Origin of the sequence: Mucilaginibacter robiniae (assembly GCF_012849215.1) — a bacterium.
Classification (GTDB): Bacteria; Bacteroidota; Bacteroidia; order Sphingobacteriales; family Sphingobacteriaceae; genus Mucilaginibacter; species Mucilaginibacter robiniae.
On the sequence record NZ_CP051682.1, the window covers coordinates 4,218,746 to 4,232,784 of the forward strand.

Annotated in this window: 13 protein-coding genes; 9 read left to right on the forward strand and 4 right to left on the reverse strand. The window is 44.3% G+C overall.

The genetic code is table 11. The features are described 5' to 3' along the window. Positions 1–214 precede the first annotated feature (214 nt). The 3 genes from HH214_RS18445 (at position 215) to HH214_RS18460 (ending at position 3,421) form a co-directional block, all read left to right on the forward strand. Positions 215–1,453 carry a site-specific integrase gene (locus HH214_RS18445; RefSeq protein ID WP_169610126.1) on the forward strand — a complete coding sequence of 413 codons (1,239 nt, stop codon included), beginning with the start codon at positions 215–217 and terminating at the stop codon, positions 1,451–1,453. A gap of 413 nt (positions 1,454–1,866) precedes the next feature. After that, positions 1,867–2,418 (forward strand): BfmA/BtgA family mobilization protein, encoded by a 552-nt coding sequence (locus tag HH214_RS18455; protein ID WP_169610130.1) that lies wholly within the window; start codon positions 1,867–1,869, stop codon positions 2,416–2,418. A gap of 28 nt (positions 2,419–2,446) precedes the next feature. Then, entirely contained in the window at positions 2,447–3,421 is a 975-nt protein-coding gene (locus HH214_RS18460) for a DUF5712 family protein (protein ID WP_169610131.1), read from the forward strand. Positions 3,422–3,568: 147 nt separating this feature from the next. On the opposite strand, the gene HH214_RS18465 is transcribed toward HH214_RS18460, so the two are convergent. Beyond that, positions 3,569–4,579, reverse strand: coding sequence for an IS110 family RNA-guided transposase (locus tag HH214_RS18465; protein ID WP_169610133.1), 1,011 nt, complete (start codon positions 4,577–4,579; stop codon positions 3,569–3,571). Positions 4,580–5,212: 633 nt separating this feature from the next. On the opposite strand from HH214_RS18465, the gene HH214_RS18470 reads away from it, so the two are divergent. The 4 genes from HH214_RS18470 to HH214_RS18485 all read left to right on the forward strand — a co-directional run bounded on the left by HH214_RS18470 (position 5,213) and on the right by HH214_RS18485 (position 9,018). Then, the gene (locus HH214_RS18470) at positions 5,213–5,629 is read left to right on the forward strand and encodes a plasmid mobilization protein (RefSeq protein ID WP_169610135.1); all 417 of its coding nucleotides are present in this window, start codon (positions 5,213–5,215) and stop codon (positions 5,627–5,629) included. After that, entirely contained in the window at positions 5,626–6,513 is an 888-nt protein-coding gene (locus HH214_RS18475) for a relaxase/mobilization nuclease domain-containing protein (protein WP_169610138.1), read from the forward strand. Before HH214_RS18470 ends, HH214_RS18475 begins: the two co-directional genes overlap by 4 nt. A 51-nt stretch (positions 6,514–6,564) precedes the next feature. Next, the gene (locus HH214_RS18480) at positions 6,565–7,242 is read left to right on the forward strand and encodes a hypothetical protein (RefSeq protein ID WP_169610140.1); all 678 of its coding nucleotides are present in this window, start codon (positions 6,565–6,567) and stop codon (positions 7,240–7,242) included. 456 nt (positions 7,243–7,698) lie between these two features. Next, complete coding sequence (locus HH214_RS18485; protein ID WP_169610142.1) at positions 7,699–9,018, forward strand: TlpA family protein disulfide reductase; 1,320 nt, start codon at positions 7,699–7,701, stop codon at positions 9,016–9,018. Positions 9,019–9,141: 123 nt separating this feature from the next. On the opposite strand, the gene HH214_RS18490 is transcribed toward HH214_RS18485, so the two are convergent. Next, on the reverse strand, positions 9,142–9,801 hold the full coding sequence (locus HH214_RS18490; protein ID WP_169610144.1) for a DUF6624 domain-containing protein: 660 nt from the start codon (positions 9,799–9,801) through the stop codon (positions 9,142–9,144). Positions 9,802–10,270: 469 nt separating this feature from the next. Here HH214_RS18490 and HH214_RS18495 point away from each other — a divergent pair, with 469 nt between their 5' ends. Then, positions 10,271–11,233: a glycoside hydrolase family 5 protein gene (locus tag HH214_RS18495; RefSeq protein WP_169610146.1), complete on the forward strand. Its 963-nt coding sequence runs from the start codon at positions 10,271–10,273 to the stop codon at positions 11,231–11,233. A gap of 108 nt (positions 11,234–11,341) precedes the next feature. Next, positions 11,342–11,782 carry a VOC family protein gene (locus HH214_RS18500; protein WP_169610147.1) on the forward strand — a complete coding sequence of 147 codons (441 nt, stop codon included), beginning with the start codon at positions 11,342–11,344 and terminating at the stop codon, positions 11,780–11,782. A 301-nt stretch (positions 11,783–12,083) separates the two neighbouring features. Here HH214_RS18500 and HH214_RS18505 read toward each other — a convergent pair whose 3' ends face one another. Both HH214_RS18505 and HH214_RS18510 read right to left on the reverse strand, forming a co-directional pair. Further along, a complete protein-coding gene (locus tag HH214_RS18505; RefSeq protein ID WP_169610149.1) occupies positions 12,084–12,998 on the reverse strand; it encodes a DUF5694 domain-containing protein in 915 nt (304 codons plus the stop codon). Between the two features lie 12 nt (positions 12,999–13,010). After that, positions 13,011–13,907, reverse strand: coding sequence for a S41 family peptidase (locus tag HH214_RS18510; protein WP_169610151.1), 897 nt, complete (start codon positions 13,905–13,907; stop codon positions 13,011–13,013). Positions 13,908–14,039 lie beyond the last annotated feature (132 nt).

Here is a 14,039-nt window from a genome sequence, read left to right on the forward strand (position 1 = left end):
TTTTTCCTATCAAATTGAGGCATTCAATATCAAAGTAAAAATGCCCTATTCCACACCCTGTTTTTTATTTGTATTATTGATCGATGCGTTTTTCAAATAACTGATTATCAGTTACTTGAATTTAATTTATGCGTATTTGAACTGTTTTGAGGGTTGAGGCAGAATCCACAAAGCGGATAAGTATATCAAAATAGATTAAAAGGAGTAGGAATCGATGAAAACGACAAATTCATTCAGCATTAACTTTTTTCTAAAAAAAGATAAGGCAAGCAAGGGAAACGCGCCGATTTACGTGCGTATCACTGTCAACAGCAAGTTTGTGGACATTTCTTTAAAGCGGCGTGTCAGTATCAATGCATGGGATCAGTTAGGGCAAAAACTGAATGGCACTGACGTGGAATCCAAGGACACGCGGGAAAAGATCCGGCAAATGCGCAATGAGATCAATGCCGCTTATGACGTCCTGCGGTATGACAAACAAATTTTAAGTGCCGATGCTATCAAAGCTAAAATCGAAGGTATTGAGGAAGAGCAAACCACGCTATTGTGGCTAATGACCTACCATAATACCGAGATCAAAAAGCTGCTTGAACCCGGTACCATGAAAAACTACTACAGTACCGAACGCTACGTCAAAGAATTCCTGATCAAGAAAAAGAAGCGCAAAGACATTTACCTGTCCCAACTGGACTATAGGTTCGTGATTGACTTCGAAATCTATTTGCGCCAGCGGGAGCCGGACAAGGGGCAACGCCCGTGCAGCAACAATACAGTGATGAAACACATTGAGCGTTTGCGCAAGATGATGAACATTGCCTTGAAGAACGACTGGATCGTTAAAGACCCTTTTATACGCTTCGAACGGCACATGGTCAATAAGGACAGGCAATGCCTGGAACAGGAGGAACTGGAAGCAGTCAAGAATTTGGAACTGGATAGTGATGGCCTGCAAATCATCCGTGATAATTTTGTTTTCAGCTGTTACACCGGACTGGCCTTTGCTGACATATGCCAGCTTAGCGACGACCATCTGGTGACAGACATCGAAGGCGAAAAGTGGATTGAGATGGTCAGGCAAAAGACCGCTAATTTTTCGGGTAAAAAGTTTTATGTGCTCTTGTTACCGGAAGCCATCGCTTTAATCCGGAAATACAAAGGCCACCCTATGGCCGTGAGTTCTGGAACGGTGTTCCCGGTTTACTCCAATCAAACCACTAACCGCTACCTTAAGAAAATCAGCAGGGAAGCAAAGCTCAACTTTGACCTGACGTACCATATTGCACGCCATACGTTTGCCACAACGGTGACCTTAGAAAATGGCGTGCCGATGGAAAGCGTATCTAAAATGCTTGGGCATTCCAGCATTCGCACCACTCAAATCTATTCCAAGGTGAAAAAGAAAAAAGTTAGCTCTGACATGAAGCTGTTGCGGGAGCGGCTCAAGCAAGCTTGAACCAGCCAGCCGCAAACCGCAGGTCAAGCAAGCTTGACCGGTGCTGCCAAAGGCAGCATGAACAGAACACGAGGGGCTTTGCCCCAACGTGTGAGCCAGATACTATTATGAAAAGCAAATTTTTCAGCGTTTTTTTTCATGGGTTCCTTGGAGCCGTCCGCCGGTTCGGCGGCGGCAACAGTTCTAAAGCGCGTCCTTTTCTTGCAAAAGAAAAGGAGCAAGCGGAAGTTGGGCAGAGCCCTACTTTGCTTGCCCTACGCTTCGCTATGGGGGTTTTGCGTATCCTCCGGGGATACTTGAGCACGTTTTAGCCGGTGAAAGAAAAGAAAAAAGGATACTTCGCGGTATCCTGTATATCGGTATAAAGGCATAACTGTGTAAACAGCTATGCCGTCATTAAGAAAGGATTTACGATGGAAGATATCAATGTCAGATCGGTCAGATACCCTATGGCGGTCGACCAGAAGTTAGAAAAGATCGCCCTGAAGCTTGGGCGAACAAAGCGTCAGGTATTCATTCAGATGGTGGACTACTTCTACAAAAGCAAAAAAGATCCGCTGGACCTGAATGATGAGCTGTTAAAGAATGCGCTGATGAAGAATCATAAGGATTACATCGGCTTCATCAGAAAGCAGGAAGACATGCTGCTCATCCCGATCAAAACTGAAACGGACCAGATGATCGCCTCACAGGGACAGCTCATCGAGCGCTTCAATACCCAGGTGCTTAAAGCGAATACGGACCTGCTGAACAATCAAAACGCCCAGGTGCGCAAGTTCACCGAGATGGATACGCTCATGGAAACGATCAGGAAGAACCAAAAGAGCAGGGAACAGCTGAAAGCGCAGTTCCTGTTCATCCTGGACAGTTATATCAAGTCCAGGGATGCGTTTGGCATGATGACATCGGGCAGGGAAAAAGAAGAACTGATCTCAGTTACCAAAGTGCAGATCAGTTTACTGTGAGGGATAGACTTAACTAATAGCAACTCTTATGTTTATCAATATCACTGACAACAAAGAAGCAGCGAACAAAGGTAGCAGTAACGGGCTGGTCCATTACCTCGAAAAAGAAAACCGGCTGGATAATAAACAGCAGCCCGATTACTGGTTCAACGGTCAGCAGATCAGGATTGAGCCTTACGAGGTCATGCGAAAGATCGATGGTAATATTGCAAAGCTTGGTAGAGACGATGCTAAGTTCTTCCTGGTCAATATCAGCCCGAGCCATAAAGAGATCGCGTTTTTAAAAGAGCAATATGGCGAGGACGGTGCTAAAGAACAAATGAAAGGGTTTGCCGTCCGCGTGATGGATGCCTATGCGCAGAACTTTAACCGGGGTGGTGTGACCAGCCATGAAGACCTGGTATGGTTCGCCAAGCTGGAAAACTACCGTTATTACGGCCACAAAGACCCGGAGGTGAAACAAGGGCTTAAAATGCGCGGTGACCGTAAGGAAGGTGAGCAAATGCATGTACAGGTCATTGTTAGCAGGAAAGATGCGACCAACAGTATTAAACTCAGCCCGATGAATAACTCACGGGGCAGGAATGCAGAGCACTCTAAAAAGATGGGGCAGTTTGACCGGGTGGCTTTCAAGCAAAGCGGGGAAACGCTTTTCGATAGTTTGTTTTCGTTTGACCGGCAGCTAAAAGACACATTGGCTTACGCCAATGTCCAAAAGAACGGCAAGCTATCCCAGCGGGAACAGCTCGGTTTGCTATCCGAAGGTGCTTCGCAGAATTACCAGAGCAGATCGGTAGCTAATGAACTTGCCCAGGGTGTTGCTGGAGGTTTGTTTCAGACTACAGGAGATATGCTGGCTGCCATAGGCAAGACAGCGGCTGGTTTCCTGGAAGTAATGCTGGAACCGGTATACATGCCAGGAGCAAATATCGTCCCGGATCATGATGACGGGCAAAAGAAAAAAAGAAAGAAAAAGTCGCAGGGCCAGCAGTACAGGCCCTAAGATCGGTGCGTGTTATCACGGGAACAGAATAATACTTATCTTTACCATATCAGAGGTTATGCCCTACCATTAGGGCAAAGACCATCTACTATAGCCCGCGAAGCGGGCTATTCTTTTTATAACGATGCCTTGCCTTACCTTTTAACGCTACCGATGGTCCGGGATATAATCCTGACCGTTTTTATAAAGCGTATAGATCAGCACCAGCAGCTTTCGTTCCAGGGCAACGATACCGGTTTTTCCGGGTTTGCCATTATCCTTCAGCCGGTTAAAATAGGTCTTTAAGGTTTTATTGTGAATGATAGAACTTACTGCGGCCATGTATAACCCTGCCCTGATATAGGCATTGCCCCGTTTGGATATATGAGGCCGCCAGGTAAGCGTACCTGATTCTTTCATCACCACATCCAGACCGACATAACTGACCAGCTGCCGGCGGTTCCCTATGTTAGCAAACCCATCGGTTTCATCGATGACCGTGATAGCTGTCACAAAGTTGACTGCGGGTATCGTAATGGCATGGCTGATCCGCTTCCACAGTTTCGGGTCGCTTTCAGCCATTTCACGCATCTGCAGTTCGATCTCCCCAAGTTGCTTGGTTGCTAGAGCGATGCGTTCTTTTAGGCGCTCCACGCTATCCCCGAAGGCCTCGAACGAATGGTTCAGGGCATGCAATTGGTTAGTTAGGGCGTTTCTGTCCCTGATCAGGCCGATGCGTTCCCTGCTCATTCTTTTCAGCAGGCGCAGCTGTTCATCGGGCCGGTTCCAAAGCGTCAGCTCCCGTTCCAGGCCCATACGGGCCAGCATTCCGGCATCGATCTTGTCGGTCTTGTTCTTCTCATCCAGGCTTTTGGCATACTGCTTTCCTTTGGTCGGCTGGATGATGCTTAGCCGGTAACCTACACCGGCAAGGAAATAGGCAGCCTCTTCGTGATAGGTACCGGTCGCTTCCATATTGACATAAAGCGGCAGGCCGTTATCCTGTTTTCTGCCAAGCCATTCGCGCAGTTTGACGAACCCGCCCGGATTGTTATCAAAACCGGAGGTTGCCAATACTTTGATCTTCAGTTCCCCGGTATAAAAGGACAGGCAGCAATCGATCTTCTTCATCGATACGTCGATTCCCAGGCATTGTTTCAAGGTTGTTTTCTTACTCATATTGATTTGTTCAGGAATTGACAGAGAGATATATCCCACAGTCTATACTCATATACTACACAGGCTCAGGGAAGTATCCCCGGCTTAAAATACTATTGAGACTCATGGATAAGGAAACCAGGCAAAGGCAGGTTCTTGCTCAGGCGTACACCTTCATATTGGTGCCAGCAGGCTATGTGGATGCTCTTTTGCCGTTCCTCTCTATATCAATATCCTTAGTTGGTAATTGCATTACAAATAAACGAAACAGGAGAACCGGGGAGGCAATATCTGGCTAGACATGCATTGTTCATGCTGCAAAGCTATGTTAGGTACTCTCGGGCCGGAACTCCTGTTTACATGGCGGAAATCAAGGTCGTATCTCGCTATACATGCATCCTTTGAGACGCTGCAGGTTAATGTTTGGTACTCTCGATTCCCATCTCGTATAATCCTTTGATCGGGATGGTAAGATCTTGCTACGCATGCATCCTTTGAGACGCTGCAGGTTTGTGTTAGTTACTCATTGACCTATCTCCTGAATTACCCTGCTAAAGTATGAGCTATGTTTCGGCCATGCCGAAACTTGCTGGCCCCCGCTCATGCTATCGCATTCGGGGGGAGTTTTTGAAGTTTTTTAACGAATTAAAGCTTATGGAAAGTGCAGTTAAAAAGGTAGAAAGTACAGTAGTAAACCCGGCCCCGGCAGGCCGGGTAAATCGGGGCGGCAGGCCGAAGGTGCCGCACAAGCGGCGCGCTACGGTGAGCGTAATGTGCACGCTCGTAGAAAAAAAGATCATTGAAGCCAACGCTAAACGCGTTGGCCTGAGCTCATCCGTGTTCCTGCGGAACCTGGGATTAAGTACGCGAATTGAGGTCAGGGTAAAGAGCCTGCCCAGGCCTGTTCTGGAAATGCGCGGCACGCTCAATCACATCGCCGCCAACCTGAACCAGATCGCTAAAAAATGCAACCGGGGAGATGACCTGGATGCGATGGAGAGAGCTTTGCTCGACCAGGATGTGCGCAGCCTGCGAGGCTTAGTGAAGAACATCAACGGCTATGTATCATGATCGGGAAAGTAGGCACAGGTAAAAGTTTTCGTGGCGTCTTGCACTATCTCTTTGAGGGCAGGCGGCAAGAAAGCAAAGCACTGCAAATGCAGGAACTGGAAAAGAAGCAAGTGGAGGTGATTGCTTACAACCAATGCTTCGGCACCAGGCTGGAACTGGTACGCGAGATGATTGAAGTGGCCAAGCTCAACCCTGACCAGTCCAAGCCGGTGTTTCATTTTTCACTGAGCTTCGCACATAGCGATGCCGGGACTTTAGGCTTGCAGGACAAGATCGACATGGTAGAAAAGCTGGCCGAAAAGTTTGATTTCAAAGAGCACCAGTATGTAGTAGTTGCACACCAGGATACCCAGCACGAGCATTTGCATGTGGTTGCCAACCGGATCGGTTTTGACGGTAAGACCGCCAGCGACAGCAACAGTTATAAGCATATGGCGGAGTTCGCCCGTAAGATGGAGCTGGAATACAATTTACAGCAGGTCTTAAGCCCGAATAAGTTCTTAAAGCCGGAGCAACGAAAATCACACAGCCAACGGATCGACAACCGTAAGGAAGCTTTGAAAAAACATTTGCAAGCAGCCATCAAACAAAGTAAAGATGTACAGCAGGTAAAAAAGTACATGGAGCAGCAGGGCTACGAAGTGGAGCTGGGCCGGGGTATCGCTTTTACCGACGCGCAGCAAGTTCGCTTCAAAGGCAGCCAGGTCGGCTACGCCCTGATGGATATTGAAAAAAAGCTCAAACAGGAACAGCTTTTACGCCAGCAGGAACAAAACAGGCAGGCGCAACTACTAATGCAACAGCAGGAGGAACTGAAAAAACAGCAACAGCAGGAAAAGGAAAAGCAGCAAGGACGTCAGCATACCAAGAGCATCAGCCGGTAAGTATGTAGAATTAACAACAAACAAATTTTATGAATTATTTAAGATAACATCATGAAACCAAATGAAGAAACCCCAATGGATGAAAAAACCTTGACATCTGTACTTAGTGATAATGTAACGGAGATCAAAGAAATCAAAGATTTCATCAAAGAGCAGCAAAAACAGCTCTACCAGAAAAATGAGCTTATTGCCGAAAAGAATCAGCAGACGCAAAAGCTGATCAGCAGCTTTGAGCAGAAGTACCAAAAAATAGAAGTTACGGTACCTGCGCCAAGTACATTACCGATATCCAGAATAGCCAGTGAGGGAATGGAAAATATCAAAACGGCTGTTGTGCAGTTGTTAAATGCAGCTTTTAGTAAGAACAGGATACTGGTATTGCCGGAGGACAGTGGCAAGGGATTTTTCAAGGTAGTGGCTAAACGGGGAATGTACTTGAGCGCATTGGCAATTATCGTCGGCCTTATTAGTTGGTTCGGTTTCCGTAACTGGTATAGGAATAGCCAGAACAGTCGTTACCGGATTGCCTGGTACTGGAATTATTTGACCAGCGATAGCGTTAAAAAGCAGGAATTACAAACCCAACTGGACAGTTTGAATGTACCGGCTGTCAAAAGCTTTCGGGCAGACAGTATAGAGCGGTATGAAGAAACGCTGGTAACAGCATTGCGGATTAAACAGTTGGAAAGGGAAACGGATAGTTTGAAAGCATTGAACAGGAAGCGATAATGATATTGGCGAAAGCCATTTGACCAATAAATATTTGTAGCGAGCCAGGCTGCTTCGGCAGGCTATTGCATTGCACCACGCGCTATGCGCCGGGTTTCATTTCGCAGCCAGCCTCGCCGCCGCACGCTGGCAAGTATTCGTTCCTCATACACGCCAGCTTTCCAGCCGCACATAAAAAACCACAACACCGCCGACACAAAGTTAGCGACACAGGAAAACAGTCAAGGGTATAATAAACCGCGGCTATCGCCGCGGCCCTTGACAATTTTCCTGTTTTGAGCTCCGGTTGTTTAAGCGGTAATGTGGCGGGATGTGCAGATAAAACAAGATTTGCTTTATTGAACTAAAATATTAGTTTTGTATATGCGGTCATTCATTCTGATAATAATATCATGTGCGATTTTTTCAACTACTACAGCGCAAAAATTAGATTACCCTAAGGGCCGGAATCGCTTGTTGGGAACAGATGTTAGCTTGAGAAGCGAGGAAGCGGTGACCACTGTAACAAATCAGACTAACGATACTATTAAACTAAAAGGAGTCATATCGTTTTATCTTCCAGTATCGGAGAAAGTGGTAGAAGAAGTTATCGATCCAGGTAAATCTGCTACGTTCAAGATAAAAATGAATTACCCTGACTTTATTCAATTCACCTCACTACCATTTAGAATTTACAATGCGCCGGGAAAAACGGTAAAATGTACCATTGAGAGTGACACGCCACTAAAATTAAGCTTTACAGGTGATCTTTCTGCCGAGAACAATTATTATAGCGCTTATTTTCAGGGCGCCCAGAGTAATCAGATCTATTACCAAGTCGGAAACCAGATTAAAGATTTTAACAAGTTTCCTGCACTGGCAGATTCCATTAATAGGATTAATCTGAACTTCCTTGAAAATTACAAACAGCCTTTATCTTCAACATTCAAAAAACAGGAATACTGGAGACTGATGTATAACAACGCTTTCTTAAAGCACCATGTGCCGTTTGACAAAGCTTTTAAGTCGGGGCAGAAAATAAGGCTAGACGATAAATATTTCAATTTTGACAGCGAAACCCCACTGGTAGGACAGGCAATACCATTAAGTACTGAATATTTATGGTATGCCGTGTTTCGGTTAAGAGACATCGCTATTAATGAAAGTAAAGCCGATTCTTTGCTTTCGGTTACCATGCTTGCGGCGGCTCAGGATAAATGCGGAAAATCTGAAATTGGCGACGTTGTGAAAATGCGTCTGCTATATGATGCCTATGCGCGCTCCAAGATTAATTATGAGAAGTTGCTCCGTCAAGTCACTTTTGTAAATCCAGAAAACAAAAGGATTTTGGATTCGATAAGTAACGCCAGGTTCTCATTGCCGTTGACAGGAAAGAAAGCTCCTGAATTCCGGCTTGTAAGCATTACTGGTGATACCGTTGAGCTATCTCAATTTGCAGATCATTTGATTGTTGTTAATTTCTGGGCCAGTTGGTGTGCACCCTGCATACAGGAATTTCCGTTGGAAAATAAATTGTACGACACTTATAAAGCCAGTAAAAATCTTGTCGTGATTAACGTTTGTATAGATAGCCCTATCGATGCATGGAAAAACCTATCGGCAAAGCACCAATTAAAAATGGTCAATCTCTTTGCGGATGATATACAAGGAAAGTATCTGAAGAAAAAATACAACATATCCACCTTACCAAAAAGTGTTTTTATTGATCGAAAGTTGAAGATTATAAATAACAATTTTAAACGCGCCAGTCAGATAAAATTGCAAGATCTGGAATAATGTGAGATACCGACTGTCTTACCTTCAGACATCGCTCACCTAGTAAGGTGCTTTTTTAGGATGTATTTAGTGGGTCTGCCCGGGCTGCTATCGACATGATTAGCGGAATATCCACATATAACGTCACATCATAATTTCATCGAGCTTAATCACACGGTATTTTACATCCAGATTCGCTGCATTTTCTTCCACAGTGTCTTTGAAACCGGCTTTTTTGCGTAGCGCATTTACATTTTTGAGATCTTTTATCGGCCAAACTATCCATTCCCTTTTTTTAGTAGCTTTGAGAGTACGCATAGTCATTTGGCTGCCGTATACCTGCTCCTGGTTTTTACTCATCAGGTAGCGGTCGAGCATCATGGCGTATAGCCTGAAAGTCAATTCATGTGTCTCGGCCGCTTTTTTAATTACCGGGATATAATCATCTATTTTTTTACTGTGCTGTATAACGTACCATGCCGCCTCACTGGTACTGTCTCCAACCAAGCTTTTACCCGGATAGCCGTATCTTTTGAATATGGCTTCAACAAACAGGGTATTAGTAGAATCAATATCTTTTTGCAATTTACTGTAATGGTTAATAGCCTGGCTGGCGCTCATTCTTAAACTTTTGGTCGTGGCAGCTACCTTATCAGGAGTCATTAACCAGGTTAAAGTGTCGCGGTATTTTTGATCAAGCAACATTACGCTATCCAGTTGCTTTTTCAAAGCTGGGTTAAAGTGCTTTTGGGCTTGGGCAAACATGGTGGTAAAACAAAGGACAGCGATGATTAAATGTTTCATAACTAGCAATTTATTCAAATCTAAAGTTTTAGTTTGAAGGAATTTCCGTATCATTATAATCGTTACAAATACTTAGCAAGTATAGCGGAATACCTGCTGATTAGCGGTTACGTTTGGCGGCAATTCGGTAGTTTGATATCTCTTAAGCCTTTGTCAAGTGATATTTGTTATTTTTTGTTCACAAAGTTTCTGTTACGAGCCAGTAAAGATTTATAAACAACTTACCTTGAAGCGTTGCGCTGTTTTGTTCTATATATTTCAGCCAGTTCACATTTTGATGGGTTGGAGATAACATAATTATTTACCAGTTATTTTCCGACTTTCACCGTCTAAAAGGTCGCTTTTACCGACAATTGCTTTATCTTGATATATTGTAGGTTATATTAGTTTTATGTATCGCCTTTATAAGATATTAAGCCTTCATGTTTTAATACTGGTAGGTTCCTGTTTTACGGTTTGTGCTCAGAAGATGAACAACCCGAAAGCTGTAGATATTTATACTGCTAACGGTTATCTGTCAAAAACCATCAATATTGCCTACACTTTTGACGCACCAAAAGAAGGCGCCTGGGGACATACTCTGCAAGCAGCCGATTTTAAATTAATTAAAGATGCAGGCTTTACGGCGGTACGTTTGCCTATTCAATGGATTAGCCGGATGAATACCGAACCTCCGTATAACATCGACCCACTATTTTTAGGCCGGATAGACTGGGCCATTGCCGAAGCTTTAAAAAACCACCTAGCTATTATACTCGATAATCATCTTGATGCGCAGTTGATGAAAGCTCCTGCCACTCACCGCGAACGTTTTTTAAGTTTATGGAAGCAACTATCAACACGTTATCAACACCGATCACAGCAGGTAATGTTTGAAGTTATGGCCGAACCTCGTGGCCAGCTTGACGCCGTTTGGAATGAATATTTTAAAGAGGCGTTGGCCGTCATCAGGGAAACAAACCCAAGTCGCCCAGTAATTGTCGGACCTCCTTTTTATAATCTGGTATATCATTTAGCCGATCTAAAATTGCCGTTAGATAGTTACCTCATCTTTACCTTCCATTATTATGACCCCATTCAATTTACTATGCAGGGCGAAACCTGGTTCCCCAGTGCAAAACCTGAATGGGTGGGAACTAAGTGGCAGGGTACGGAAGCGGAAAAGAATGCGATTAACTACACAATGGACATGGTATCTGACTGGGCCAACAAAAATCACCGCCCTGTATTTTTAGGTGAGTTCGGTGCCGGAGATCATGCCGATTCCACATCCAGAGCGCTATATTTCAGCTATATCAGGCAACAGGCGGAAGCACACCATTTTTCATGGGGTATTTTCAATTTCGCCGTTGATTTTAGTATTTACGATCAGGCAACGAAAACCTGGCATCAAACTTTATTAAAAGCGTTAATACCTGCCGGTAGCCGATAACAAAGACCACTAAAATTAGAATCAAACAATAACGAGGGGATATAGAATACTGATGTGCGTATCTTGTGCTTATATCGCCTCATAAATTTTCATAAAGAATCAATAACTATGTTGACATTTACTCCTTATTTGGTATTTAAAGATAACTGTGAAGAGGCGTTTCGTTTCTATGAAGAAGTTTTTAGAGGTGAAATTCTATACATGGGCCGTTATAAAGATATGCCTGAGGAAACCAAGAGATTTTTTCCAGGCTCCGCTGATGAACAGATCATGCATGGCACATTAAAAATAAATTCTCAAACGGTTTTAATGGGTAATGATAATCCCGGCACTTACGAAAAAGTCCGTGGTACGTTTATGAATAACTTCTTTTTATATGTAAGTACCGAAAACCAAGCAGATGCTTACCGTATTTTTGATGAATTGTCCAAAGGCGGAAAAATAGTAATGCCTATAGCTCAAACTTTCTGGTCTTCACATTATGGTATAGTGACCGACAAATTTGGAATCAGTTGGAAAATCACATTCGAGTCTGATCGTAATACATAACAAAAGCTAATGCTAACTTTTTTTAAAAGTAAATTTTAGAAGTACGCTATTAGTGCAGATCCATTGAAATTATTGTGTAAGGATAAAATACATGACATGCCTCTCTTCGGCCAAGTCAAAGGGACCATCTACATTTTTACTTGTTGAAAACGTTACAAGGTTATATATTCCTGTTTAGATAGCATCTTATTCCCCTGTACCAGCGCACCGGAGGTGCAAAGCACCCATACCATAGGCCATAACTTTTTCATACTTTTTCTAATAGCTGATCATAGTTGTACGCTGTTGAAGTTACCTAATGTTAATTTAAATATTTCATCACATCCTCTACGATAAATTCAGGGCTGGCCTCAAATAATTGTTTAAGCAGGTACATGTGCGTGGCACCGTAAATAACCAATATCCTGTCATGCTTACTGGTGACGATACGCTGGATATTGGAATAGATCCTTACGTTACGATTAAAGTAGCGTGTAACAAACCCATCAGCTCCGATAGGCTCAGTGTTACTACCGCGCTTGGTGGTCACCAGCCAACGGCCGATCGCTTTAGCCTGTCGCTGCGGCGAATTCAGGTACCTGAGGTACTCATTTAAGGGCAAATGAAAATTAAGAGAATCTTCATAAGCCTTTTCTGCCTCGTAGGCTTTATCCCAGTAGGTATAAGAAGAATCACCCTGGTCTTTATACTTCTCAAAGGTAAGAATCGAATCCTGGTGACTCAACTTAAAACGAAAAGCCTGGGCATCTGCAGGATATAGCGTTTCGTGGTTCATTAGTTTGGCAAGGCGAAAGGCCAACTGTATGGTCTCGTCTGCAGGCCAGGCAGCTTTACCCGCAGGCAGCTTGCCCGCCTTAAAGGCATTATAAAGGGAATCATAATAGTGTTGGCGCCTGGGCGAATCTTCAATGACGATCTTCGTTGGCTTAAACGCAGCTAGTTGATGCACCAGGTGTTCAATCTGCTTTTGCCGTTCGGCCGACAGCATATCCACCCTGAGGTTTGCCGGCGTCGTGTTGGCATCCACCTGTTCGCCTGCAAAATGAAAAACACCTAATAGCAAAACCCTGGGTTTGGGCTTGTCATCCTCAAATATGGTTTCTAGGCGCTTGTCCGCAGTTTTTATCGAAGCTTTTTGCGCCAAAGCTAAACCAGGCAGGGCAAGCCAGAACAGGATCAGTACATACCAGTACTTATGGAAATACTTTTTATGCATCTTTTCATCTATTTATTTTAATATTTCCAAGGCCTTTACCAACACGGCGTCTTTACCTTTAAGCAGGTCTGCTGCTTTCCGTTCAACCGGAATATCCGGCATAATGCCTACACCCACAAATTCTTTCCCGTCCGGGTACATATCATGCTTACCGCATATCCTGGCCTTTCCGCCGCCAGGCAGGTCGAAACTCACCGGCTGCCCGGTGCTGCCTCCTGTGGCTTGCCCGATCATTTTACCACGCTTCAGGTCATCAAAGGCAACCGTAAAATCCTCAGCGGCAGAATAGGTTTGTGCACTGATCAGTAATATCACCGGTTTATCATAGAGCAGTTTGCCATTTGGCATGCCTGTTCCGGCATCATGTTCCTCCCATTGCATGATCGTACCTGGAACCGACCGGTAATGCGGTATCTTATAAGCGGATGTCCTGAAGGGCTTGTTTGTTAGTGCGGCAAGGATATGAAAAGCAATATCACCATCACCGCCGCCATTATCCCGGATATCTATAATGAGCCCTTTGGTAGCAGAGATTTGTGTAAACAATGAGTCGAACTGCTTGATGATCCGACGGTCTTCAAAGTTGTTGATAACCAGGTGACCCACATTCCCAATGGTTTTATAGCTCATGCCATCGGAATATTTGACATCGCTATACCCACTTCGGGCAAGTGTTTTGGTAAAAGCTTGTCCTTTAGGACCTTTGAGCTGCAATGTAACTGGACGATCATTGGAACCGGACAAAAGAAAGTAAGAGAATTCTCGCACCTCCAAGTCTTGCGGTGTAGAACAGCTGACGTACGGCTCGACCTGTTGCTTGGCATAAGCTATTACAGGTATATTTGTGTAGTAGTTAGCTTGCGATGTCTTAACAGTTTGCTTACACTTTCTGAGTTGGACTTTAGCCAAAAGGTTGAGCCTGCAACTGAAAGGAAGTTCGCATGTTTTATGAGTGACGAAACTTTTAAGACATGACTTCATTGCCAGAAGCGGGCTCAAGGCCAATATTACCTTTTCGCCCTGTTTTTTCCAAACGCACAT

Bases quoted from the DNA above. Each gene is read 5' to 3' on its own strand.
- HH214_RS18475 (WP_169610138.1), top strand. From the start codon at position 5,626: ATGATCGGGAAAGTAGGCACAGGTAAAAGTTTTCGTGGCGTCTTGCAC.
- HH214_RS18490 (WP_169610144.1), bottom strand. From the start codon at position 9,801: ATGAAACATTTAATCATCGCTGTCCTTTGTTTTACCACCATGTTTGCC.
- HH214_RS18455 (WP_169610130.1), top strand. From the start codon at position 1,867: ATGGAAGATATCAATGTCAGATCGGTCAGATACCCTATGGCGGTCGAC.
- HH214_RS18505 (WP_169610149.1), bottom strand. From the start codon at position 12,998: ATGCATAAAAAGTATTTCCATAAGTACTGGTATGTACTGATCCTGTTC.
- HH214_RS18445 (WP_169610126.1), top strand. From the start codon at position 215: ATGAAAACGACAAATTCATTCAGCATTAACTTTTTTCTAAAAAAAGAT.
- HH214_RS18495 (WP_169610146.1), top strand. From the start codon at position 10,271: ATGAACAACCCGAAAGCTGTAGATATTTATACTGCTAACGGTTATCTG.
- HH214_RS18480 (WP_169610140.1), top strand. From the start codon at position 6,565: ATGAAACCAAATGAAGAAACCCCAATGGATGAAAAAACCTTGACATCT.
- HH214_RS18460 (WP_169610131.1), top strand. From the start codon at position 2,447: ATGTTTATCAATATCACTGACAACAAAGAAGCAGCGAACAAAGGTAGC.
- HH214_RS18470 (WP_169610135.1), top strand. From the start codon at position 5,213: ATGGAAAGTGCAGTTAAAAAGGTAGAAAGTACAGTAGTAAACCCGGCC.
- HH214_RS18500 (WP_169610147.1), top strand. From the start codon at position 11,342: ATGTTGACATTTACTCCTTATTTGGTATTTAAAGATAACTGTGAAGAG.
- HH214_RS18465 (WP_169610133.1), bottom strand. From the start codon at position 4,579: ATGAGTAAGAAAACAACCTTGAAACAATGCCTGGGAATCGACGTATCG.